This window comes from Winogradskyella sp. 4-2091 (assembly GCF_045765065.1).
In the GTDB taxonomy this organism is placed as follows: domain Bacteria; phylum Bacteroidota; class Bacteroidia; order Flavobacteriales; family Flavobacteriaceae; genus Winogradskyella.
In genome coordinates this window covers 161,781-184,721 of the sequence record NZ_JBJKOD010000007.1, presented here as the reverse complement: position 1 = coordinate 184,721, position 22,941 = coordinate 161,781, and the positions used below count along the sequence as shown (strand labels likewise).

Genomic DNA, 22,941 nt, shown 5'->3' with positions numbered 1-22,941 from the left:
TTCCTTTCCCACAACTATGGGAATCTATTTGTTTATACTTTTTTAAATAGTTGACTTTTTAGACCTATCAATTATTTTATCAATTGATTAATCTGAGCATATTGCAACAACATTATTGTTTTTGCATCAACAATCTCTTCTTGTTTTACCATTTCAATCGCTTTAGAAAAATGAACTTCTAACACCTCAATTTCTTCATTTTCACTTTCTAAACCTCCTCCTTTTGTAACCTTCATATTTTCATCATACTCAGCTACAAAAAGAAACATTTTTTCGGTGATAGCTCCTGGCGACGTATAAGCGGTTAATACTTGTTTTGCTGTGCTAATTCTATAACCAACTTCTTCTTCTGTTTCTCTAATTACGGTTTCTAGTGCGCTATCATTGTTGTCAATAGCTCCTGCACAAACTTCAATAGACATGCCTTCGTCGTTATTGACATCATAGATTGGCATTCTAAATTGCTTGGTTAGAATTACATTTCCACTCATGGGATTATACAGCAATATTGCAGCTCCATGTCCTCTATTATAAGTTTCTCTCGATAACCGTTTCCACTCGCCATCTTTGAATTGATAATCGTAATCAATTCTATCTAATTTTGCCCAATCGTGAGAAAGGGTTGTTTTGCTAATGTTTTTTAATTTGTCTTTCATATGGATTTATCCTTGAGATAGATCTAATTGTTTTCAGTATAATAAAATGGAATTGACCAAGACTTAATATTATCCTTGCTGTATTCTTTTTTAATGGTAATAGTCTTCATTCCGAATGTTGCATCCTTTAAGGACACGTAACCTATAACTCCAAATTGTTTGGTTACTGGATGCTTATATTTCAAGAAATCGGCATCTACTTTTTCATCATTTAAAAACACGGTATTATAGGTTTTATAGCAGTTTAAAAAACTTAAACTACTCGCTTTTCGCTGTTCTGATTTCGTTAGATTTTCATCTTCTTTATAAGTTTCACAAGTGCCTTCTCGTAGTCTCTTTTCATTATCAAAAATGGGAATAAAGACTTTAATTACTTTAGATTTTATAACATCAGATGCAATTTCTGGTGCTAAAAGAAATGTGCTGCTTGTATTTTCGGATGCATAATAATTTGGGTCTATTTTTAATTCATCTTCTTCAATACCAATTCCAGTTTTAATTAAATACGGAATGTTAGTTTTACTCATTTGAATAACAGCCAAAGGCATACCAACAATTAAAAATGATAGCATTAAGTAAGCAAGCGATTTGTTTTTCTTAAAGTTAGAGCCAAATATCATTGTCACTTGCAGAATAGACTTATATAAAGGCCCAATCATAATAAGTGAGCTATATTTTACAGCTTTAAAATATAAAATCTGAAGACTTTCTTTTTCTTTGTTTTTCTTCAAATTAGCTATAACACCAATAATCATTTGGAATAGCATAGCTCCAATAAATAAAACTAATGGAATTAAAAGTATTAGTGTTGGGACGTAATCCGATAACAAATTAAATAATAGCAAGTAAAGACATGCTATTAAAGCCATATAAGTATACATCAGCAAAAATGTAAATGCTGCTGAAAAAATAACGCTACACAAAGCATCTACTTTCTTTATAGAATCTTCTAGTTTTGGAAGAATAGTGAGAATCTTCTCCGTATATATTTTTGAATACGCACTATCTTCTATACTGTAATCTGGAAAAACAGAATTTAAGCCTACTAAACCAATCCAATATGCACGAAGAAAAAAATGAATAACGAACATAGATGCCAAAATACTTATGGCAAATAACCCAATAAATAAAATAGCATAACCCACTAAATATTGACTTGGATTTAATACGTTAATAAACTTATTTGTTCCCCAATCAATAACATCAAACATCTGAAATATACCAAAAATAGCAATGGCAGAGACTAGCAATTCAGCTTCCCAGCTTTCATCCTTTAGTCGTTGTAACCAACCTTTTGTGGGTTCGTTAACTACTTTATCTGGCTCTATGTCGTTGTTCGTGTTATTATCCATTTTTAGCCTTTTACTCCAAATTGCTCGCGAGCCTTTGTTTCAATATTCATTTGATTCACTCTAGAATCTACTTTTCGTTTAAAGTCTGTATCTGCAATTGTTGCCACGTTATCTAAATAACGAATTACTTCTTGTCTTCTAATATCTGAAAAGTTTAAACCTTTCATGTTAGACTTCATTAATTCTTGAAGCATATTAAATTTAGTCTGGTAATCTTTTTTGAAATACGTTTCAGGGTTTTCAAACCAATCTTGTTCTAAATCGAAATCCGTCAAACGTAATGAAATGGCAGACTGAATATTTCTAACATCTCTTGAAGAGAAAAATGGAAATATTTTCTGAATTTCTTTATACAAAGCCGCATAAAACATATGGTCGTTATTTTGATGTAGTTTTTCAACTTTATCAAACGTATCATGTACTCTTGCTTCCGATGGATTTTCAATAGCATTAAGAATTTCTCCCATACTATTGGCAAGTCCTTGGTCTGAAAGGTATTTATACACTTCTGGGTCATTCATGTTTACAAAATCTGGCATGGTATCTTGTAATTTTTTCCACCAGATGTAATCTTGGTCAACAAAATCGTGCTCAGTACGTGCACCATCAATTTTAAATCGTCCTTGTACTCTAGAAATTACAGCCTTATCTAACATTTCTGGCAAATTGGTAAATAAACCAATAGAACTGTTTCCGTAATTAACGGCATAAGCACCTTCTGTATATCTTAAAAATACACCAATTACTTCTTTTACACCTGCAGAAACACCTTGTGCTGTACGCTCTTGCAAGTTATTTTCGGCATCATCAATTGGTGCAAAAATTAATTTAGTTGGGTCTTGTAATGGCTTCATCCACTCTACCATTTTTTCGGCAGAACCACCTTGAAACGTACTAATTAACGTATCTGGCATGGGATGAAATAAAAACGGAATATCTAAATTATCGGAATGTTCTTTAAGTCGGGTTGCAATAGCTGCAATCAACATACTTTTTCCTGTACCAGGAATTCCGTAACCCATAAAAACAGGCATAAATCCACCTAATTCTTGAAATGGATTTTTCTTTGCTTCTATATCGTAACTCAATAAACGCTCTGTTAAACGACGTGCAAAATGTTTAGCATCTCTGTTACCAACAATTTGCTCAAACTGAATTTTATTGAACTCTATACTTTTTGCTGTACCTGAGAATGAATTTTCCCAACCAGAAACTGCAAAATCACTGTTTTCTAATTTATAAGTTCTGTCTGAAATGCTTTCCGTGTACTCTAAACTACTTTTTCTTAATTGAATTTCGTCTATTAAGGCTTCAAAATAAACCACTGTAAAATCAATAACATCTTTGTCTGATTTTATAATTTCTGGATGACCTAAATACTTATCGTAGTAGAATAACTGACAAGAAATTCCTTTTAACGGCGTTAATAGTGATACCTCTGGTATGCCAGCAAATTTCTGTTTCATTACAGATAAATCATCCGAAGCATGTGGTTTTAAATCATGAAGAATTTTATACGCTGTTGAAAATAACATGAAAGCAGTTGCTGTGTGCATTTTACTTTCATATTCGCGTCTTCCTGAACTATCTAATGCCGATTTATTTTCACTTAAACTCGATAAACCTGAAGCATCATAGAATGAATCTTTTATCCAAATTCCTAGAGTTAAACCCTCTTGTACGGCATACAACGTTTGATTTAAATAAATAGGAAGCGCTACAGACTCAGGCAACAAACGCTTTTTTAATGCTAAAATGGTTTTAGACACTGAAGTAACATTAACGTTACTTCCGTTGTTTGCTCTAGACAAATACAATAAAATAGATTCGTCTTTGGCATCTGCATCTTTATTTTTTGCACGTTGACTTTGTTCCCATTGAATGGATTTTAGATAGGTTGTTGCTTCATCTCGAAGCATGTCTAATTCATTTTGTTTTATAGGGAAAGTTGAGTTGTGTTCCATCTTATTTAGTTTTCAGTCTCAGTTGAAAGTAAACAGTTAATTACACTGTTCTGACTACTCTTCTGAAACTGTTTTTTGTATAATTATTTTTTACATTTTCCGCAATACTGAAAACTGCGACTGGGACTGTATTTTTTTTATATGCGACTGTAAACTTATTTCATTTCTAACTCCGAAATTTGAATAGGCGACATCGCCAACTTATTCATAATCTCTGGTGTTTTATTATAAAGTAATTGTATAATTCTATGTGGCGCAAATACGTAGCGTTGTCTAAAAATAGCATCCCAACGTTGAAAGGTTTGTTTGCTAAAAAAACTACCTTCTCTAAATTCGCTACCCGATTTTAATTCGTCTATTTTAAATGAAATTGCATAAGATTCTAATGGCACTTCCTTACTAGCTATACTTTGTAAAATTGCATGTGTCACTTTGTTTTCATCTTTAGCGAACACATTATGAATTGGTCCTAAATCGATACGTCTTATACGTTTAGGAAATACTTTTGGCAAACGCTTATCTATAGCATAAGCCATGGTATCTAAATTCATATCACGATCAGCTGCATTTTTTAGAACTGAATATATTTCATCCTTATAGTCTTGTACATTTTTACCATCGTAATTAAAATACATATAGCAAATGTATGGTCTGTTATGTGTTACATCATAAAAGCTCCAACTTACCAAATACTCTTCTTCAGAATTTTCAGTAGCTTTCATAATTTTACCTTGTACAAAACGATTAAAAATATATTCTTTCTTAGCAGACGTGTAGTATACTATAGATGATGCTTGAAAGAGTTTGCGCTTAGCAATGGGCTCTTTTTTCCGCATTAAAGTATCTAAAAATTCTTCTTTTAGCGTTTCTACATCCGTAAGTTTGCCCAGATACTCTTCACGTAATTCTAAATCATTAAATAAATATCTAAACTCAAGGTAATTAGGAAAACCAGAATCGGTTAAATCCACTTTCATGTTTTCCTCATCATCATACATGTATTTTACACGCATGGCTTCAATAGAATACAACAACAAATCACTGTATTGCTTAAATAATTGAACTTCTTGGTCGTTTAGTAATTGTTTTTCTTGAACCGCATAAATAAGTTCCTTCAATGTGAAATCTATCATTTTGTGATAAAACACATACTGTTCTTTGGAATCTAATATTGCGGAATCTAAGGGTGTAACTATCATTTTGGTTGGTAGTTTTGGCAGTATTCAGTTTGCAGTGAGCCACCAATATTTGAAAAGTATTATTGAAAAATTAATCTAATTATAGTGTTTGGTCTTAGTATTCAATTCGTATTTTCTACCAACTGAATACTAAAAACCAACAACTATTTTTTATCCTAAAAGGTCATCGTCACTAGCTTCTGGCTTTGGTGGATCTGCTGGTTCACCTGCGCCATCATTTGCTGGTGCATTTCCATCTGCTGCGTAATAATCTTCGAAAATCTCTTTCATATCAATTCCGTAACGGTCAGCAAAATTAGACTGGATAGACTTATCCTTTTCTCTAATTTCTTGCAACGCTTCAGCATAACTTCCATAAACACCTTGCATCACTTTTTCGTGCACAGGAATGTTGTCCATCATTTCTTGACGTGCTTTAGCACTTGCCGTATGCATTGCAGCTAAAGTTTCTCCAATATGCTCATCTGTTTTAACACCTAAGTGTTCTAAAATAGCCGCAAATTCTTGGTCTGTACGTGCTTTTAATGCTACAACGTAACCATCGTAATATTTAAGACGCTCGTCTGTATCACTCTTTAATTTTGCTCTATGTGTTTGTAAATTACTACGTAAAGACGTTAATACTTTAATAGTTAGATTATGTTTGTGTACAAAACTATCTTTTGAAGCTGCTAAGGTTGTATAAGCATTTTTAAGACCTTCTAACTCTTCTACTTTTTGCTCTAAAGTGGTTACCTTACCTAACGCATCAGAATATTCAGTAGACTGTTTATCTGCAACTTCTTCTAAAGCTTGACGTGCTTGTTTTAATAAAGCATACTCTGTTTCTAGCTTATCTTCTACTTCTTTTTTCTTTTGAAGCGCTTTTGTATGGTTGTTAGAAGCTTCAACAATTGCCGTTTTAAGACTTTCTTCAACTTCTTTTATTTCAATTTCTCTATCTTTTAAACGCTTAATTGCCGCTTGACTCTTAAAAGACAATTCATTTAATAATGTTTGTACATCAGCTGTTTCAATACGTTGTTGAAACATGGCTTTTGCCTTATTATCCGCAGCATCACGTACTTTTTGAGCATCTTTTAATTCTTGTTCAGCTTTTTGAATTTTTCCTTTTCTACCAAAAAGGTTATTCCAAAATGTGTCTGGCTTTGCATTTGCATCTTCTAATTCAACTTTTGCACGTTCTAAACGTTTTATTGAATCGTCGATAATTTTTTGTTCTGAGGCATTTAAAGCAGAGAACCCTTCAAACATAATACCAACTTCATCTTGGTAATCGGTTAAATCTTTTATAGCATCTAATAAGGTAGTTCTGTCTTTTTCAGCCATATCTACAACATTATCTAATGTTGCATTTAATATTTTCTGACGACTTTCAGGATCATCTTCTTGAGCCAATTTAGACTTCATTTGGTCAATGGCCTTTCCCCAATTTACATCGACTTTCGCTGTTTTTTCGTTGGAATTTGTTTCTAATAAATCAAAATCATCAGACATATTTGTGTAGTGTTATTAAGTTGAACAATTTAAGGATAACAATTTCGGTAATTTTTTAAGACTATAAAAACTTTACTTACTAAAATATAGGTAGCTTGAATTTTGAAAATGTTACAATTTTCGTAATTATTTTTTAGCAACACTTTATTCTAAAAAAAATACTATTGATATAATCTGTTTTAAATTTAATTATCGTGGTTATATTATCTATTTTATTTATTCATTTTTAAATAATAAACACTACCACAAAAGGCTTAATATACCAACAAACACAGTTGTTTATCGGATTTTACAATCGTTTTATCGATGAAATTGTTGATATAAAATGGTAAATAATTTAAAATTAAGCATTTAAGAATAAGATTTTTTCTATATTAGCATCCTAGAACCCCAATTCTAAACCATTATATATGTTTATGCAACTTCTTACAAAGGCTTTGATTGTGACAACGACACAACTTACCATTATACTCATATTAGTGGCTTCGGTTTTTCTAGTTCTTATTGCAATCGCAATTATTAAAATGTATAAACTTAAAGCTGAAAATAAAAAATTGATGCAAACCAACGCCTTCAAGGACTACGAAAATTCAAATGAAGAAAGGCCTAGTGGACATCTTTATGGCGATAATTAAATTAATATAAAGTGATGCGTATCTTAATAGAAAACTATAGTCTATTACGCAAAAATATAAAACTAAAAAGCCAGCAAATTGCTGGCTTTTTATATTTTAAAATGAGTTCTAATTATCTCACTAATTTTTTATATTTAATGCGTTTTGGCATTAAATCTCCACCTAAACGTTTCTTCTTATTTTCTTCATAATCACTAAAGCCTCCTTCAAAGAAATAGACTTGAGAATCACCTTCAAATGCTAATATGTGTGTACATATTCTATCTAAGAACCATCTATCGTGACTAATAACAACAGCACAACCTGCAAAATTCTCTAAACCTTCTTCTAATGCTCTTAATGTATTTACATCTAGATCATTAGTAGGTTCATCTAAAAGTAAAACATTACCTTCCTCTTTAAGCGTCATAGCTAAATGCAAACGGTTTCGCTCACCACCAGAAAGTAATTTTACTTTTTTGTTTTGCTCACCTCCTGAGAAATTAAATCGGCTTAAATAGGCTCTAGAATTTACTTCCTTTCCTCCCATCATAACCAACTCTTGCTCATCACTAAAGTTCTGCCAAATTGTTTTTTCCGGATCAATATTAGAGTGTTTCTGATCAACATATGCAATCTTGGCCGTTTCACCTACTTTAAACTCTCCTTTATCAGGATTTTCCTCTCCCATAATCATTCTGAATATAGTCGTTTTACCAGCACCATTTGGTCCAATAACACCAACAATACCAGCTTGAGGTAAATTAAAGTTTAAATCGTCATATAGTAATTTGTCATCATAAGCTTTGGCAACACCTGCGGCTTCAATTACATTAGTCCCCAAACGCGGACCATTTGGAATATAGATTTCTAACTTTTCATCGAGCTGTTTTTGATCCTGACTCATTAATTTGTCATAGTTCTTTAAACGTGCCTTTTGCTTAGTTTGTCTTCCTTTAGCACCTTGACGTACCCAGTCTAACTCGCGTTCTAATGTTTTTTGACGTTTAGAAGCTGTTTTACTTTCTTGTGCCATACGTTTAGACTTTTGATCTAACCAAGACGAGTAGTTTCCTTTCCAAGGAATTCCTTCTCCTCTATCTAATTCTAAAATCCATCCAGCAACATTATCTAAGAAGTATCTATCGTGCGTTACCGCAATTACAGTTCCTTTATATTGTGCTAAATGATGCTCTAACCAATGTACAGACTCCGCATCTAAATGGTTGGTTGGCTCATCTAATAACAAGACATCTGGCTCCTGAAGTAATAAACGACATAAGGCCACACGACGACGCTCACCACCAGAAAGAACTCCTATTTTCTTATCGCCATCTGGAGTGCGTAACGCATCCATAGCAATTTCTAATTTGGTATCTAATTCCCATGCACCTGCCGCATCAATTTGATCTTGCAACTCTGCCTGTCGATTCATTAGCTTTTCCATTTTATCGGCATCGCTATAGACTTCTTCTAAACCAAACTGATCATTAATACTATTATATTCATCAAGAATAGCAACTGTTTCTGCAGCACCTTCTCGCACGATTTCCATAACCGTTTTATCATCATCTAATTGAGGTTCTTGCTCTAAATAACCTACTGTGTAACCAGGTTGAAAAACAACATCTCCTTGATAGTTTTTATCTACACCTGCAATAATTTTTAATAATGTAGATTTTCCTGATCCATTAAGACCAAGAATACCAATTTTAGCTCCATAGAAGAAGCTTAAATATATATTTTTTAAAACTGGTGTATTTGCACCTGAAAACGTCTTTGTAAGACCAGACATTGCAAAAATCACTTTTTTATCGTCACTCATAATTTAAGTATAAAAGTTTATTGTTATAAAGTTAAAAGATATTCTGGCCAAATTAAACTCTGCCTTTCAAGGCATTAAACACCCATGATATACAGAAAAAACCACCACCAACAGCAGCAAATCCCCAACCTGCAACATCATCGTATCTAAATGCACCTAATGCTATTAAACCACATCCTACAAATATCATTATCCAAGTTGCCCAAGCTAGTACTGTGTTTTTATTCATCGCCATATTCTTAATCTTTAATTTTCGTAAATTAGTTAGTTGAATTACAAATATCGTATTTTAAATAAAAAAAGCATCACAAATTGTGATGCTTATATAATTATTCATGTTAAAAATCTATAATTTTATCATTGGTACTTCAATGAATAATAACTCACTCTTTGATTTTGCTGTAATTTTAAAACTATCCGTTTCAGAAATTCCTATAGCATCACGCGAATTTAAATCTTCATTTTCAATACTACTATTTCCTGCTATATTCATGATGTAAACACCATGATTTTCACTTTTTAATATATACTGAAACGAATTATTTTCTAACAAATCAATTCTAGATAGTTTAACATCTTGATGAACTTTTAAACTTGCACTGTCCTTATCACTAAATGAGGTTACTAAAGTTTGAAGTTGTCCTTGTCTATCTTCAGCTTTAAATACCTTTTGATCGTAACGCGGTTTTACATTTCTTTCATCTGGAATAATCCATATTTGAAATAAACCTAATTCCTCATTAACAGAACCATTAATTTCAGAGTGTTGAATCCCAGTGCCTGCAGACATTACTTGCACTTCACCTGGCACAACAGTTTGCCAATCATTATGCATGTTATCACGATGCTTAAGAACACCTTTTAATGGAATGGTAATAATTTCCATATTATCGTGTGGATGTGTACCAAATCCCATTTTAGGTGCAACAATATCATCATTTAACACTCTTAAAGCGCCAAAATGAATTCTATCTTCACTAAACCAACCTGCAAAACTAAAGGAGTGATTAGCTTTTAACCATCCATGATCTGCAAATCCTCTACTCTCTGCTTTATGTATTACCTTTTTCATCTCATTTTATCTAATAAATCACTTAATTGTGATGCTTCTTCTTCAGTTAAATTTTGAAAAATATTTTTCCGATCTGCTTTAGAAATCTCTTCTAACAGATTTAATCCTTCTTCAGTAATATTGATATGTACAACACGTCTATCATTTGGGCAAGCGATACGTTCAATCAAGTGTTTTGAACTGAGCTTATCCATTAACCGCGTCGCATTTGGAGATCTTTCAATCATGCGTTCCTTTATCGTTTGTACTTTTAAAGGTTGACCTGCTCCTTTTAAAATTCTTAATATATTATACTGCTGTGATGAAATTTTAAAAGGTTTAAAAAATGCAGCCTGATAACTATTAATCCAATTAGCCGTGTACAAAATATTAAGCATTGCTTTTACTTTTTGATTCGGAAACGTAGAATTAATATCTTTAGAAAAATCGCCCATATATTCTGAATAATTAAATTAATATAATATTAAAGGAGAAACTTATAGAGTGGCTTCAAATTTTTTGACCTGTTCTAATAATTGTGCATTTGATGCCTCATCGGTAATTTTACCTTCAGAAAAATTATCATAAAAAGAAGGTAATGAAAACGTACCTACAATTTGTGCATCATGATACGGAAATCTACCTTTTGCGATTTCTAAAACTGTAACTCCTCCTCTAGCTCCAGGAGATGTTGCCATTAATAACATAGGTTTATTTAGAAATGTTTTTTGCTCAATGCGAGAAATCCAATCAAATAAGTTTTTGAAAACTGCACTGTACGCTCCATTATGTTCTGCCAACGAAAGAATAATACCATCAGAATTTTTTATGGCCTCTGCAAAACGTTTTGCATTTTCAGGAAATCCTTCTCTCTGTTCTAAGTCTACTCCGTAAATAGGTAGCTCAAAATCGTTTAAATCTAAAATATTAATTTCAGTTTCTTTTACTAAACTAGAAGTATACTCAACTAATTTTTTGTTGATTGAAGTAGTGCTATTACTACCTGCAAATGCTATTATATTTTTCATTTTAGTTTTGGTTTTTTTTGTTAAATATATAAGATACTATCAATAAAACAAACGCTATAAGCGCTCCTGTTTGTTCGCCATCGCCAATCATGTAATGCGCGAAAAATGCCAATATAAATGCAAAGAAAAATCCTGCATAAGCCCATTCTTTAATCACTTTAAATTTAGGGTTCCAAATAGCAAAAAGCCCTAAAAGTTTAGCCACAGCGTAGGGATAAATAATATAAGTTGGATAACCAAAATTAGTGAACATTTGAGACACATCTTCATGTTTAAAAAAATACATGCTTACAGAAAACAGCATCAATAAGGTTAACAATCCTGTGGCTACGTAATAAATAATTTTATTTTTTTTCATTTTATAATATGTTTAGTTAGAGTGCAAATATAACATAAAATTTATTTATATTCCTAGGAATATATTACCATGTTATATATTTTTAGAAAACATTAACTTTCCAAAAATAGTTTCGTTTTGTAAATTCGTACAAAACAAATCTGTATTAATGGATATCAAATTCAACCAAAACGAAGACCACAATAAACTTTTAGTTTCTGACTTAAAAAAGCGATTTGCGAAAGTCAAACTAGGTGGTGGTGAAAAAAGTATTGAAAAACATCATGCTAAAGGTAAAATGACAGCCAGAGAGCGTGTTGATTATCTATTAGATCCTAAAGCCAAATCTATTGAGATTTGTGCATTTGCCGGAGAAGGTATGTATGAGCAATATGGCGGTTGTCCATCTGGAGGTGTTGTTGTAAAAATGGGATTCGTAAAAGGTAAACAATGTATTGTAGTCGCTAATGATGCTACTGTAAAAGCTGGCGCTTGGTTTCCTATTACAGGAAAGAAAAATTTGCGTGCACAAGAAATCGCCATAGAAAACCACTTACCTATCATTTATTTGGTAGATAGTGCTGGTGTCTTTTTGCCAATGCAAGATGAAATTTTCCCTGACAAGGAACATTTTGGACGCATTTTCAGGAATAATGCTGTGATGAGTAGTATGGGAATTACCCAAATTTCTGCTGTTATGGGCAGTTGTGTTGCTGGAGGAGCTTATTTACCAATAATGAGTGATGAGGCCATAATTGTTGATAAAACAGCGAGTATTTTTTTAGCAGGAAGTTATTTAGTAAAAGCTGCGATCGGAGAATCTATTGATAATGAAACTCTTGGTGGAGCAACAACACATTGTGAAATATCTGGTGTTACCGATTATAAAGCTACAGACGACAAAGATGCTCTTGATAAAATTAAGAACATTGTGGACAAAATTGGAGATTTTGATAAAGCAGGATATAATAGAACTGCATCAAAAAAACCTAAGGAAAATCCTAATGACATTTATGGTATACTTCCAAAAAGCAGAGCTGATCAATACGACATGAAAGACATCATAAAACGATTAGTTGATGATTCTGAATTTGAAGAGTACAAAGAAGATTATGGAAAAACTATTATTACGGCTTACGCCAGAATTGAAGGTTGGGCTGTTGGTATTGTTGCTAATCAAAGAAAACTAGTAAAAACTAAAAAAGGCGAAATGCAATTTGGAGGTGTTATTTACAATGACTCAGCAGATAAAGCAACACGATTTATTGCTAATTGTAATCAGAAAAAGATTCCTTTAGTATTTCTACAAGATGTTACTGGCTTTATGGTTGGAAGCAAATCTGAACACAGCGGAATTATTAAAGATGGTGCCAAAATGGTAAATGCTGTCAGTAATTCTGTGGTTCCAAAATTCACGATTGTTTTAGGTAATAGCTATGGTGCAGGAAATTACGCGATGTGTGGAAAAGCGTACGACCCAAGACTAATTGCTGCATGGCCAAGCGCAGAGTTAGCTGTAATGAGTGGAAATTCTGCGGCTAAAGTACTATTGCAAATTGAAACAGCTTCACTTAAAAAGAAAGGTGAAACAATTACTAAAGAAAAAGAGGAAGAATTATTTAATAAAATAAAATCAAGATATGATGATCAAGTATCGCCTTATTATGCGGCTTCTCGCATATGGACAGATGCTGTAATTGATCCGATAGACACAAGAACTTGGATTTCTATGGGAATAGAAGCTGCTAACCACGCTCCTATTGAAAAACCTTTTAATATGGGAGTTCTTCAAGTTTAATATGCAGCAACAAACTAAATCTAAAAAACAGCCTCTGTACATCCTAATATTATTGATATTAGCCGCAGAGGCCATTTTTATTTTACCCTTTGTTCTACAACGCGTTTTTAGACCGACATTTCTTGAAACTTTTTCAATAAATAATGAAGATTTAGGCTACTGCTTTTCAGTCTATGGTATAGTTGCTCTTTTCTCCTATTTATTTGGCGGACCAATAGCTGATAAATTTCAACCTAAAAACTTAATGTCAGTTGCGCTGATTTTAACTGCATTAGGAGGTTTCTATTTTGCCACATTTCCTGAATACGAATTTTTAAAGTTACTATATGGATATTGGGGATTTACTACCATCTTTCTGTTTTGGGCTGCAATGATAAAAGCCACAAGAATTTGGGGAGGCGATAATAACCAAGGTATAGCTTTTGGATATTTAGATGGAGGAAGAGGTATAGTTGCTGCGACCTTTGGTTCGCTTGGTGTTTTTGTTTTCTCTTTTTTTATTGAAGGTACAATTACTAATTCTTCTTTAATTGAAAGGCAATTTGCTTTTAAACAAGTCATTACAACTTGTTCAATTATTGTGGCTATTATTGGACTAATAGTCTATTTTTTTCTAAAAACCTCTACTGAGGAAGTAACAGATTTAAAATCGGACTTTAACAGTTTATACATTAAAAATTTTAAGAGCCTAATAAAAATTCCTACAGTTAGACTTCTTATGCTTATCATTTTATGTGCCTATACTGGTTATAAAGCTACCGATTTATTTACACTTTATGCAACAGATGTAATGCGTTATAACGCCATTAAATCTGCAGAAGTTGGCACTTATTTACTCTACTTAAGGCCAGTCATTGGTGTTATTATTGGTTTAATGGCGGACAAAGGCAGAGCTTCTTTTTGGTTAATAATTGGGTTTTTACTTACCACCTTTTCTAGTCTTATATTTAGTTTTGGAATTATTGATAATAACACAACAATGTTATTTATTATAAATATTCTTTTAATGGCTATTGGTGTATATTCTTGCCGTGTTTTATATTTTGCAACCTTACCGGAAGCAAAAATTCCCGTTGCCGTAACAGGAACTGCTGTAGGATTGGTGTCTATAATTGGCTATACACCAGATATCTTTTCTGGACCAATGTTTGGAATTTTAGTTGACAATCCTAATAAAACCGCAGGCTTAGAAAATGCCTTTTTAGTCTTGAGTGTATTTAGTATTATTGGATTTTTAACCGCATATAGATTTTATAAAATATCTAAAAAATAGGAACAAAAAAAGAGCACAAATATAAAATCTGTGCTCTCTTATTATAAAATTAAGAAATACTAATCTAGCGTTAAGCCTTCACGTTTAGCCTTCTTCTCTGCTCTAATTTCTTTTAAACGCTCAATTGATGAACCAAAAATCCAGTAAGGCACCACAAAAGTTAAAAGGAAAATCATTAACCAAAAACCGATAGTTAATATGGTTAAAAAAGCTAAAAATCCTAAATATTGATCAAATTCGAACATAATTTTTGTTTCGTTTACGTTTATTGGTACAAAGATATAACCAAAATATAAGTTTTACAACAGGCTTGCCTAGTTTTATTAACAGGTTATTAAAAATTATATCGCTTTTATAAGTAATTCTGCTGTTGCAGGATTTGTAGCCAATGGAACATTGTGCACATCGCATAATCTCATTAACATTAAAATATCTGGCTCATGTGGATGACGATCTAATGGGTCTCTAAAAAACAAAACCATATCGCACTGTCCTTCAGCTACTCTAGCTGCAATCTGTGCATCACCTCCTAAAGGACCAGACAACAATGCATTAACTTGCAAGCCAGCTTTACTTACCTTCTCTCCTGTTGTACCAGTAGAAATTAGCGTAATATTTTTATGTTTTAAAATTTCACTATGCTGATTTAAAAACTGAACCATTTCAGCCTTTTTTCCATCATGCGCAATAATTGCAATTTCCATATTAAAGATTCTTCACGTGATAATCTACTAATCCCTCAATTGGTCGTCTTACAAAGTTACCAACCTTAAACCCGAATTCTTCTGCTACTTGCTTTATTTCTTCTTGTCCAAAATAAGCGATAGAACCAGCAAAATGAACAGGAATTCCTTCTTTTAATTCTTCTTTATATTGAAGTATCATGTTTTCTGCAAACAAGCGAATACCAGTAGTAATTACTTTACTAATGTATTCTGAATCCTTATTAATGAACATAAATTCAGCATGATCTGCTAAATAAGCACTAGGATTGGTTTGCTTATATAAATTATATTTTATAAAATCAGCTTCAAGATTGTGTTTATGAGCAAAAGCTACACTTATGGTGTCTGGCATTTTATTAAAATAGTAATCTCTAATTAATTGCTTACCAAAATAATTACCACTTGCATCATCCATTAAAATAAAGCCTAAGCTAGATACGCGTTGGTGCAAATCTCTACCATCATAATAACTACAGTTAGATCCTGTTCCTAGAATACAAACTACAGCTGCTTCATCATTTTTATCAATACAGGCTCTTACGGCTGCATATGTATCTTCTCTAACTTCTACTATGGCATTTTTGAAATAATATTCTAAAATCGATTTTAGTAAAAGTGTTGGTTTATCTGTTCCACAACCAGCACCATAAAAATAAATATGAGTTACTTCATCTGCAATTGACATCAGCTCTTTACTCTTTCGAATAATTTTGTTAAGCTTCTTTTCTGCAACAATAGCAGGATTTAATCCTTTGGTTCTTATTTTGTCTACGGTTTGATTTCCGTTTTCATCAATTGCAATCCAATCGCATTTTGTAGAACCACCATCTGTAATTAAAATCATGATAAGGTATATAAATAAAAATTCCGTAGTCTATGACAGAACATAATCCTACGGAATTTTCAGAATTAATATTATGTCTTAAAGGCTATTTACCTTTTGAGCTAAATCAACTAATTTATTAGAATAACCAAACTCATTATCATACCAAGATACTAACTTGAAGAACGTTGAATTTAATTCTATTGAAGCATCAGCATCAAATACACTAGTTTTAACCTCACTTACAAAATCTTGAGATACTACAGCATCTTCAGTATAACCTAAAACGCCCTCCATAGAACCTGCAGCTGCTTTTTTCATAGCCGCTTTAATCTCTTCTAAAGATGTTGCTTTTTTAGTTTTCACTGTTAAATCTACAACAGACACATCTACAGTTGGTACTCTAAATGCCATACCTGTAAGTTTTCCATCTAATTCAGGAATAACTTTTCCTACTGCTTTTGCAGCTCCTGTAGAACTTGGAATAATGTTATTGATGGCAGAACGTCCTAAACGGTAATTTTTACGTGATGGTGCATCTACTGTAAATTGAGTAGAGGTTGCTGCGTGAATTGTAGTCATTAAACCTTCTTCAATACCAAAATTATCTTCAATAACTTTAGAGATTGGAGCTAAACAGTTTGTCGTACAAGATGCATTAGATACAATTGTATCGCTCGCTTGTAATTTACTATCGTTTACTCCCATTACAAACATTGGTGCATCTTTACTTGGCGCAGAAATTACTACTTTTTTAGCACCACCATCAATGTGGTATTGAGCCGTTTCTAAAGTTGTAAAAATACCTGTACATTCTGCGACTACAGTTGCACCTGCTTCATCCCACTTTAAATTTTTAGGATCTCTTTCTGCTGTTACACGGATTGTTTTACCATCTACTACTAATTGTCCATCTTTTACTTCTACTGTACCATCAAATCTTCCGTGTACAGAATCATACTTTAATAAGTACGCTAAGTGATCAACATCCAATAAATCATTAATTGCTACAACATCTACGTCATTACGTTTTACAGTTGCTCTAAATACAATTCTTCCTATTCTACCGAATCCGTTAATTCCTAATTTTAAATTTGCCATTACTCTATCTTTGTTTTAATTTTTGTTCTTATTAAATTGTCATTATATCCGAAACTCTTAAAAGTTCCATATTAATTTTTGATTTTCCTTTTACGGCTTGATCAAACGGTGTTAAATCCATAACATCGTTTTTAATACCTACCATATAATTACTTTTACCGGTAATTAAACTTTCTACGGCTTTCACTCCCATTCTACTTGCCAAAACACGATCAAAACACGATGGTGATCCGCCACGTTGCATATGTCCAAGAACAGAAACTCTTACATCATAACCTTCCATATTTTGGTCTACGTAATCTTTTAGTTCAAACACACTTTTACCGATTTTATCACCTTCGGCCACGACAACAATACTGGAAGACTTTCCTGATTTTTTACTTCGTCTTAATGACTCCACAAGTCTGTCTAATCCTAAATCTTCTTCAGGAATTAAGATCTCTTCTGCACCACCAGCAATACCAACGTTTAAAGCAATATGCCCAACATCTCGTCCCATTACTTCAATAAAGAATAATCGATTATGCGAACTGGCTGTATCTCTAATTTTATCAATGGCATCTACAACCGTATTTAAAGCGGTATCGTAACCAAGTGTATGTGATGTACCAACGATATCATTGTCAATTGTTCCTGGAATTCCCATTACAGGAAAATCGAACTCTTGATTAAATATCATTGCACCTGTAAAACTTCCATCACCACCAATAACTACAAAAGCATCTATTTCTGCCTTTTTTAATTGTTCGTGCGCTTTAGTTCTACCTTCTATTGTTCTAAATTCTGTTGAACGTGCAGATTTTAAAATTGTACCACCTTTATTAATGATACCTTTTACACTACGAGCATCCATTTCAATAAAATCCCCATCAATCATCCCTTCATAACCTCTATAAATGCCGATGCATTTGATATCATGAAAAGCACATGCTCTAACAACGGATCGTATTGCGGCATTCATTCCTGGAGAATCTCCTCCAGATGTTAAAACACCTATCTTTTTAATTGTATGTAGCATTTCTATAATTTGTTTACAGTAAAATTAAGAAACAATACATAGAATTATGTGACTATTGTCATAAATATTTAGTGAAAAACCAATTCAAACGTTTTCGTTAATAAGTATTTTAATAAAATGAAGATAAATGTGAATTTTAGGGCTTGGTTTTATCCTTTTTTTCTTTCACTGACATAAAATCTGGCAGGAAATCATCATTGTTTTCTTGGTCTTTTGGCTCCTGACTTTTTACAGCTTTTTCTTTTCTATTTTTTCCAGAAAATATAATTTGAAGAAATTCTTTAAACGTATCAAATTCTACATTGTATGACAAACCAACACCTTGGGTATAGCCAATTTCATCAACAAGATTAACGATACTGTTTTCTCTATTGAAGACTTTGGCTCTTAACGTACCATCTTCATTTAATAAAAAGTCTATCTGTACATCGCCACTAATTACCGTTTGACTAGCACTACCAAATGGTACACCAACCTTACCGTTAACTAATATTTTATCGCTTATTTTAGTTTGAAGTGTTAAGCCTACGGTTGAATTGGTCTGTAACTCTGGTGTATCTTGCCCCAATTCTAAATCGATACCAACATCTAAGTTTCCATTATTAGTACCGAACAAATTATTTACGATTCCTGATAAACGTTCTGAGATGGTACCTGTAAAATTAGCACCTTCTATACCATTTGAGAAGCCTCCTGTCGCTAAAAATATTAAGGCTTGGTTATCTTTTTCTTCTTTTGAAGATAATCTATATTCTAATTCTGATTTTACGGTAGAACTCACACCAGGAAATCTAAAATCGAATTCTGGTACTGGTTGCTCTAATTGTCCTGTTAAGTGAATTTCTACTTCTACATCTATACTCTGAGTAATAGGATTATCTAGTAAAACAGACGGATTGGCATCGCCAGAATACACCGCTTTTAAATTTAATTCTGCACCTAAAGGATCACCTTGCCAGACAATGTTTCCGCCTTGCTCAACTTTAAATTTCTTTTCAACAAAACCACCATATTTAAAATTATAAAAACCTTCGTAAACTGTAAAATCACCGAACATATTAAAAGTTCCGCTTGTATTGATATAAAAATTCAATGTACCCTCGCCTTTTCCTTTAATTGTACTGCCAGCTTCTTTATCAATGACGATTTCTATAGTTGCATTTTGATTTACGTTAAGATCAAAATCTAAAATCAGTCCCTTAACTTCAATCTGTTCTGCTATTTTACCTTTAACCTTGGCTAATTTTTCTTCAGGACTTAAGAAATGAATATATGAATTGTCTCCAAAGCTTTCAGCATCATTAAGTGGAATAAAAAATTCTGTTCCTGCTTCTGTTCTACCATTATTTACTTCAATAACTAACTGCTCTGTAGGCCCTTTTATTTCTGCCGTACCTGAAATAAATCCTGTACCATAATAAAGTTCGTCTTCAGATTCTTCGGTATTTAATACTAAAAGTCTATTTGTATTTAACCTTAAACCTAATCTCCAATCTGAAAAGTTATAATGTTCTATAAAACCATTTAAATTTCCTTTTGAGAAGTATTTAGAATCGGTCATTGCCACATTCTTAAATATAAATTGCTGGCCTTTAAGCTCTACTTTAGAATCAAAATCGAATCCATAATCTACATTTAGATAAGGGATTGACATACCTGCTCTATCGAGTAGTAATTCGCCATCTATACTCGGTTTATTTAAACTACCTGATACTTTGGCATTTCCTGATACTAGTCCCCTAATATTATTAATTACACCTTCGCCTAGGGGATTTAATGGCTCTAATAAAAACTCTTCAAAGGCGACATCTAAATTAATTGTAGGATTGTTTTCTGCTATATCAATGAATCCTTTTGCTCCTAACGACTTAATATTATCATTAATTAACGATACATCTACCTTATAATCAGTTAAAGAATTATTACCCTCTATTTTAGCTTTTAGATCACCTAAGTCAAAATCATTAACAAAAAGACTACTTATTTCTACATTAGATTTTGGAAGATATACGCCATTATTTTGAATCACTTGAAGCTTTCCGTTTACAATACCTTTAAGGGCCAGACTATCTATACGTGGTGTAATTTTAACGAGTTGTACGTCCTTGAAGTCTACATTAAAATTTTTATTAAGCGAATCATTGATTTTACCTGATACTAAAATCTCCTCGTTGCCTTGAGTAATTTTTATTGGAGAAATATCAAACGCTTTAAAACCTCTATCAAAACGAATTTTATTTAATGAATCTTTCTTTGAATTTAAAAGCCATTCATACCCTTTAAAAAGCACATCAGATTTTCTAATACCAACTACAGATTTGTTAGATTCATCAATAGTATAAAATAGATTTAAGTTGTAATTATCCCTGTTATTCTTACCTCCTTTAAATTCAGTTTTTACTAATAACGTATCTCGTTTTGTGACATTAATCAAGCTAAATTCTGAAGCATTATAAATTCCCGTACCAATACTATCTATCTCAATATAAGTATTATACAAAGGATTACTGTTATCGATACTTATATTGATTTTATTTGCAAAATAATCTTTAAATTTAATTTCTGGCGAGTTAAAAGCTAACTCAAAACCTTTTTCGTCAGTTTCTATTCTGCCTTCAATAAATGTATTTTTTCCTAGTGTTAGATCCTTAAAAAATACAGCTGCAATTTTTGAGTGAATGTTAAATTTAAAATCGAGATATTGACCTTCTTCTAAAACGTTTGGTACATAATTAGTATAAATACTTCCAACTGAATTCTCTATTAAACCAACAACATCCTTTATATTGAATTGTCCTTTAATCGTTCCGCTAATAATGTCTGGTGAATTAATGGTAAGTGTACGCACTTGGTCTTTAAATGAAGATACAATATCAAAATCTTCAAACACATAGCTTCCATCTTGGTTTTTATAGGTTGTATTTTTTATATTAATTGCGCCTATTGCATTATCCAAATTTGATCCAGTACCATTCATGGTAACCAGCCCTCTAAACTCAGAGATATTATCTCTTGTTATAAAGTTTAATTTATTAAGGTTAGCATAACCAACTTGAGCTTTAAAATCGAATTTATTGATGTCTTGCGAAAAATCTACTAAGCCATTAAAATCTAGCTGTAAGTTAAGATCTTCTACACTTAGTAATCCATTAAAAATATTATTACCCAAATCTCCCGAGAGCTTAATATCTTGGTAAGTGTAACCATTATATTGAAGCATTGAAACTTCTCCTTTTACATCTGTCCTTAAATTCTTAATTGTAAAACCTTTACCATCCACATCTAGATTTAAGCTCGTGGTTTTTACCAAAGGATCATTGATAAGTTTACCGATATCAAACTCATCTAATATCACATTACCTATATAATTGGCATTATCAATATTGTCTATGTTAGTTAATTGTAGATCAGATTTAATTAATCCTAAATCTGTATTAATATTTACATTCGCTTCTACACTTTTTGCCGTAATGTAAGATGTTCCTGTAATGTTAAAATTACCAACTTTAGAAATTACACTTGGTATTGAATTCCCTAAAAGTCTTGGTAATAGTGCTGTTAAATCATTATAGTTTGATGCTAAGTTTTGAAACGTACCTCTTAAAGCGAAACTATCATCTTCTCTACTAAACAAGTTTTGAAACGTAATATCTCCAATAATTCTTGTATTTGTAGTTGTACTAACATTGAGGTTTGTGGCTACTAAATTATTTAATGTACCAGATAAATCTGCATTAAGATTTGCATGTTGATTGGTACCAAACTCGTCAAAAAAAGCATTTAATTCGGTTAAAGAAATATTTGAATCTCTGAAACTCGCATCAATATTAACTTTATCTATAAAATATTTTAAATCTTCTCGTTTATAGTTGAATCTTAAATCGCCTATTAATTCTGATTGATCAGTTTTAATATTTAAGTCACCAAACGTCATATGGTCTAGTGTATATTCAAAATTTGCCATTAAGTTTTTAACGGCAATTCCTCTACTATCTTTAAAACTAAATTTATTAATACGAGTACTGACTTCGGGACCATTAATTAGAAAATTAGTAGCATTAGCATTAAGTTCAGTAAACTCAAAGACTTTTGGCGTTTCTAAATTTTCATTTACTAATCTAAAAACTCCGTTTTCTATAGACACATCACTAGATGAAAATAAGAACTCACTTGGCTCTAATCTTGGATTATCACTATCAAACTTAGCCACGAAAATATCTAAATTAGATTCGTCTTCATCTAAATATGTTTTGTGATTAAATAGAACATTCTGAAGATCTATATCTCCAAAATTCAGTTTGGTATTATATAGATTTCTAAAACTAATAATTGAACTATTAAGCTCGCCAACACTTATTAGAGTATCTTTTTTATAGTCTCTAATTAAAATTTCTTTCAACTCAATATCACCATTAAGTTGCATGCCCACTCTACCAATATTGATATTGGTTTTAAATTCGTTGTTTACTCTAGTAGTAACATATTTTCCTAAACGTGTTTGAACGGCAGGAATGGACAACACTAAAAACAAAATGAAAAATAACAGCAAGATTATTGCTAGTATTTTACCTATTATTTTGAGTATCCGTTTGATAGAATTTTACGATTTAAAAGTTTGAAATCTTCCTTACCTTTGTACTTACAATATGCTGTAATTAAAGCAATGGACTTAAACTTGTA

General features: G+C 32.1%; 20 protein-coding genes. 3 read left to right on the top strand and 17 right to left on the bottom strand.

Annotated elements, in window-relative coordinates; translation table 11 throughout:
- Positions 1-71 precede the first annotated feature (71 nt).
- The 5 genes from ACJBCC_RS11245 to ACJBCC_RS11225 all read right to left on the bottom strand — a co-directional run bounded on the left by ACJBCC_RS11245 (position 72) and on the right by ACJBCC_RS11225 (position 6,668).
- Positions 72-656, bottom strand: coding sequence for an NUDIX domain-containing protein (locus ACJBCC_RS11245; RefSeq protein ID WP_407557221.1), 585 nt, complete (start codon positions 654-656; stop codon positions 72-74).
- 23 nt (positions 657-679) lie between these two features.
- Positions 680-2,008, bottom strand: coding sequence for a hypothetical protein (locus ACJBCC_RS11240; protein WP_407557220.1), 1,329 nt, complete (start codon positions 2,006-2,008; stop codon positions 680-682).
- A gap of 2 nt (positions 2,009-2,010) precedes the next feature.
- Complete coding sequence (locus ACJBCC_RS11235; protein WP_407557219.1) at positions 2,011-3,972, bottom strand: AAA family ATPase; 1,962 nt, start codon at positions 3,970-3,972, stop codon at positions 2,011-2,013.
- Positions 3,973-4,127: 155 nt separating this feature from the next.
- Positions 4,128-5,171, bottom strand: a complete 1,044-nt coding sequence (locus ACJBCC_RS11230) for a hypothetical protein (protein WP_407557218.1) — start codon at positions 5,169-5,171, stop codon at positions 4,128-4,130.
- A gap of 150 nt (positions 5,172-5,321) precedes the next feature.
- A complete protein-coding gene (locus tag ACJBCC_RS11225; protein WP_299100309.1) occupies positions 5,322-6,668 on the bottom strand; it encodes a microtubule-binding protein in 1,347 nt (448 codons plus the stop codon).
- Between the two features lie 416 nt (positions 6,669-7,084).
- Between ACJBCC_RS11225 and ACJBCC_RS11220 the strand changes: the two genes are divergently transcribed.
- Positions 7,085-7,303, top strand: a complete 219-nt coding sequence (locus ACJBCC_RS11220) for a hypothetical protein (RefSeq protein ID WP_299100310.1) — start codon at positions 7,085-7,087, stop codon at positions 7,301-7,303.
- A 112-nt stretch (positions 7,304-7,415) separates the two neighbouring features.
- Here the strand turns inward: ACJBCC_RS11220 and ettA are convergent, their stop codons facing one another.
- The 6 genes from ettA to ACJBCC_RS11190 form a co-directional block, all read right to left on the bottom strand.
- Positions 7,416-9,107, bottom strand: a complete 1,692-nt coding sequence (gene ettA, locus ACJBCC_RS11215) for an energy-dependent translational throttle protein EttA (protein WP_407557217.1) — start codon at positions 9,105-9,107, stop codon at positions 7,416-7,418.
- Positions 9,108-9,159: 52 nt separating this feature from the next.
- Positions 9,160-9,342, bottom strand: coding sequence for a CAL67264 family membrane protein (locus tag ACJBCC_RS11210; RefSeq protein ID WP_173281019.1), 183 nt, complete (start codon positions 9,340-9,342; stop codon positions 9,160-9,162).
- 111 nt (positions 9,343-9,453) lie between these two features.
- Positions 9,454-10,179 carry a pirin family protein gene (locus ACJBCC_RS11205; RefSeq protein ID WP_407557216.1) on the bottom strand — a complete coding sequence of 242 codons (726 nt, stop codon included), beginning with the start codon at positions 10,177-10,179 and terminating at the stop codon, positions 9,454-9,456.
- Positions 10,176-10,613 (bottom strand): MarR family winged helix-turn-helix transcriptional regulator, encoded by a 438-nt coding sequence (locus ACJBCC_RS11200; protein WP_407557215.1) that lies wholly within the window; start codon positions 10,611-10,613, stop codon positions 10,176-10,178. Before ACJBCC_RS11200 ends, ACJBCC_RS11205 begins: the two co-directional genes overlap by 4 nt.
- A gap of 42 nt (positions 10,614-10,655) precedes the next feature.
- On the bottom strand, positions 10,656-11,186 hold the full coding sequence (locus ACJBCC_RS11195) for an NADPH-dependent FMN reductase (protein ID WP_407557214.1): 531 nt from the start codon (positions 11,184-11,186) through the stop codon (positions 10,656-10,658).
- A 1-nt stretch (position 11,187) separates the two neighbouring features.
- Positions 11,188-11,544 carry a DoxX family protein gene (locus ACJBCC_RS11190; RefSeq protein WP_299100318.1) on the bottom strand — a complete coding sequence of 119 codons (357 nt, stop codon included), beginning with the start codon at positions 11,542-11,544 and terminating at the stop codon, positions 11,188-11,190.
- A 148-nt stretch (positions 11,545-11,692) separates the two neighbouring features.
- Here ACJBCC_RS11190 and ACJBCC_RS11185 point away from each other — a divergent pair, with 148 nt between their 5' ends.
- Both ACJBCC_RS11185 and ACJBCC_RS11180 read left to right on the top strand, forming a co-directional pair.
- Complete coding sequence (locus ACJBCC_RS11185) at positions 11,693-13,321, top strand: acyl-CoA carboxylase subunit beta (protein WP_407557213.1); 1,629 nt, start codon at positions 11,693-11,695, stop codon at positions 13,319-13,321.
- Positions 13,284-14,594, top strand: coding sequence for a nitrate/nitrite transporter (locus tag ACJBCC_RS11180; RefSeq protein WP_407557212.1), 1,311 nt, complete (start codon positions 13,284-13,286; stop codon positions 14,592-14,594). Before ACJBCC_RS11185 ends, ACJBCC_RS11180 begins: the two co-directional genes overlap by 38 nt.
- Before the next feature lie 59 nt (positions 14,595-14,653).
- Here the strand turns inward: ACJBCC_RS11180 and ACJBCC_RS11175 are convergent, their stop codons facing one another.
- From ACJBCC_RS11175 to ACJBCC_RS11150, 6 genes are all read right to left on the bottom strand, one after another.
- Positions 14,654-14,839 (bottom strand): hypothetical protein, encoded by a 186-nt coding sequence (locus ACJBCC_RS11175; protein ID WP_407557211.1) that lies wholly within the window; start codon positions 14,837-14,839, stop codon positions 14,654-14,656.
- A 96-nt stretch (positions 14,840-14,935) separates the two neighbouring features.
- On the bottom strand, positions 14,936-15,298 hold the full coding sequence (locus ACJBCC_RS11170; protein WP_299100324.1) for a methylglyoxal synthase: 363 nt from the start codon (positions 15,296-15,298) through the stop codon (positions 14,936-14,938).
- 1 nt (position 15,299) lies between these two features.
- On the bottom strand, positions 15,300-16,163 hold the full coding sequence (locus tag ACJBCC_RS11165) for an N-acetylglucosamine kinase (RefSeq protein WP_299100326.1): 864 nt from the start codon (positions 16,161-16,163) through the stop codon (positions 15,300-15,302).
- 78 nt (positions 16,164-16,241) lie between these two features.
- Positions 16,242-17,243, bottom strand: a complete 1,002-nt coding sequence (gene gap, locus ACJBCC_RS11160) for a type I glyceraldehyde-3-phosphate dehydrogenase (RefSeq protein ID WP_299100328.1) — start codon at positions 17,241-17,243, stop codon at positions 16,242-16,244.
- Between the two features lie 31 nt (positions 17,244-17,274).
- Positions 17,275-18,261, bottom strand: a complete 987-nt coding sequence (gene pfkA / locus ACJBCC_RS11155) for a 6-phosphofructokinase (RefSeq protein WP_299100333.1) — start codon at positions 18,259-18,261, stop codon at positions 17,275-17,277.
- 136 nt (positions 18,262-18,397) lie between these two features.
- Positions 18,398-22,810 (bottom strand): translocation/assembly module TamB domain-containing protein, encoded by a 4,413-nt coding sequence (locus tag ACJBCC_RS11150; RefSeq protein ID WP_407557210.1) that lies wholly within the window; start codon positions 22,808-22,810, stop codon positions 18,398-18,400.
- Positions 22,811-22,941 lie beyond the last annotated feature (131 nt).

Bases quoted from the DNA above. Each gene is read 5' to 3' on its own strand.
- ACJBCC_RS11245 (WP_407557221.1), bottom strand. From the start codon at position 656: ATGAAAGACAAATTAAAAAACATTAGCAAAACAACCCTTTCTCACGAT.
- ACJBCC_RS11240 (WP_407557220.1), bottom strand. From the start codon at position 2,008: ATGGATAATAACACGAACAACGACATAGAGCCAGATAAAGTAGTTAAC.
- ACJBCC_RS11235 (WP_407557219.1), bottom strand. From the start codon at position 3,972: ATGGAACACAACTCAACTTTCCCTATAAAACAAAATGAATTAGACATG.
- ACJBCC_RS11230 (WP_407557218.1), bottom strand. From the start codon at position 5,171: ATGATAGTTACACCCTTAGATTCCGCAATATTAGATTCCAAAGAACAG.
- ACJBCC_RS11225 (WP_299100309.1), bottom strand. From the start codon at position 6,668: ATGTCTGATGATTTTGATTTATTAGAAACAAATTCCAACGAAAAAACA.
- ACJBCC_RS11220 (WP_299100310.1), top strand. From the start codon at position 7,085: ATGCAACTTCTTACAAAGGCTTTGATTGTGACAACGACACAACTTACC.
- ettA (WP_407557217.1), bottom strand. From the start codon at position 9,107: ATGAGTGACGATAAAAAAGTGATTTTTGCAATGTCTGGTCTTACAAAG.
- ACJBCC_RS11210 (WP_173281019.1), bottom strand. From the start codon at position 9,342: ATGGCGATGAATAAAAACACAGTACTAGCTTGGGCAACTTGGATAATG.
- ACJBCC_RS11205 (WP_407557216.1), bottom strand. From the start codon at position 10,179: ATGAAAAAGGTAATACATAAAGCAGAGAGTAGAGGATTTGCAGATCAT.
- ACJBCC_RS11200 (WP_407557215.1), bottom strand. From the start codon at position 10,613: ATGGGCGATTTTTCTAAAGATATTAATTCTACGTTTCCGAATCAAAAA.
- ACJBCC_RS11195 (WP_407557214.1), bottom strand. From the start codon at position 11,186: ATGAAAAATATAATAGCATTTGCAGGTAGTAATAGCACTACTTCAATC.
- ACJBCC_RS11190 (WP_299100318.1), bottom strand. From the start codon at position 11,544: ATGAAAAAAAATAAAATTATTTATTACGTAGCCACAGGATTGTTAACC.
- ACJBCC_RS11185 (WP_407557213.1), top strand. From the start codon at position 11,693: ATGGATATCAAATTCAACCAAAACGAAGACCACAATAAACTTTTAGTT.
- ACJBCC_RS11175 (WP_407557211.1), bottom strand. From the start codon at position 14,839: ATGTTCGAATTTGATCAATATTTAGGATTTTTAGCTTTTTTAACCATA.
- ACJBCC_RS11170 (WP_299100324.1), bottom strand. From the start codon at position 15,298: ATGGAAATTGCAATTATTGCGCATGATGGAAAAAAGGCTGAAATGGTT.
- ACJBCC_RS11165 (WP_299100326.1), bottom strand. From the start codon at position 16,163: ATGATTTTAATTACAGATGGTGGTTCTACAAAATGCGATTGGATTGCA.
- gap (WP_299100328.1), bottom strand. From the start codon at position 17,243: ATGGCAAATTTAAAATTAGGAATTAACGGATTCGGTAGAATAGGAAGA.
- pfkA (WP_299100333.1), bottom strand. From the start codon at position 18,261: ATGCTACATACAATTAAAAAGATAGGTGTTTTAACATCTGGAGGAGAT.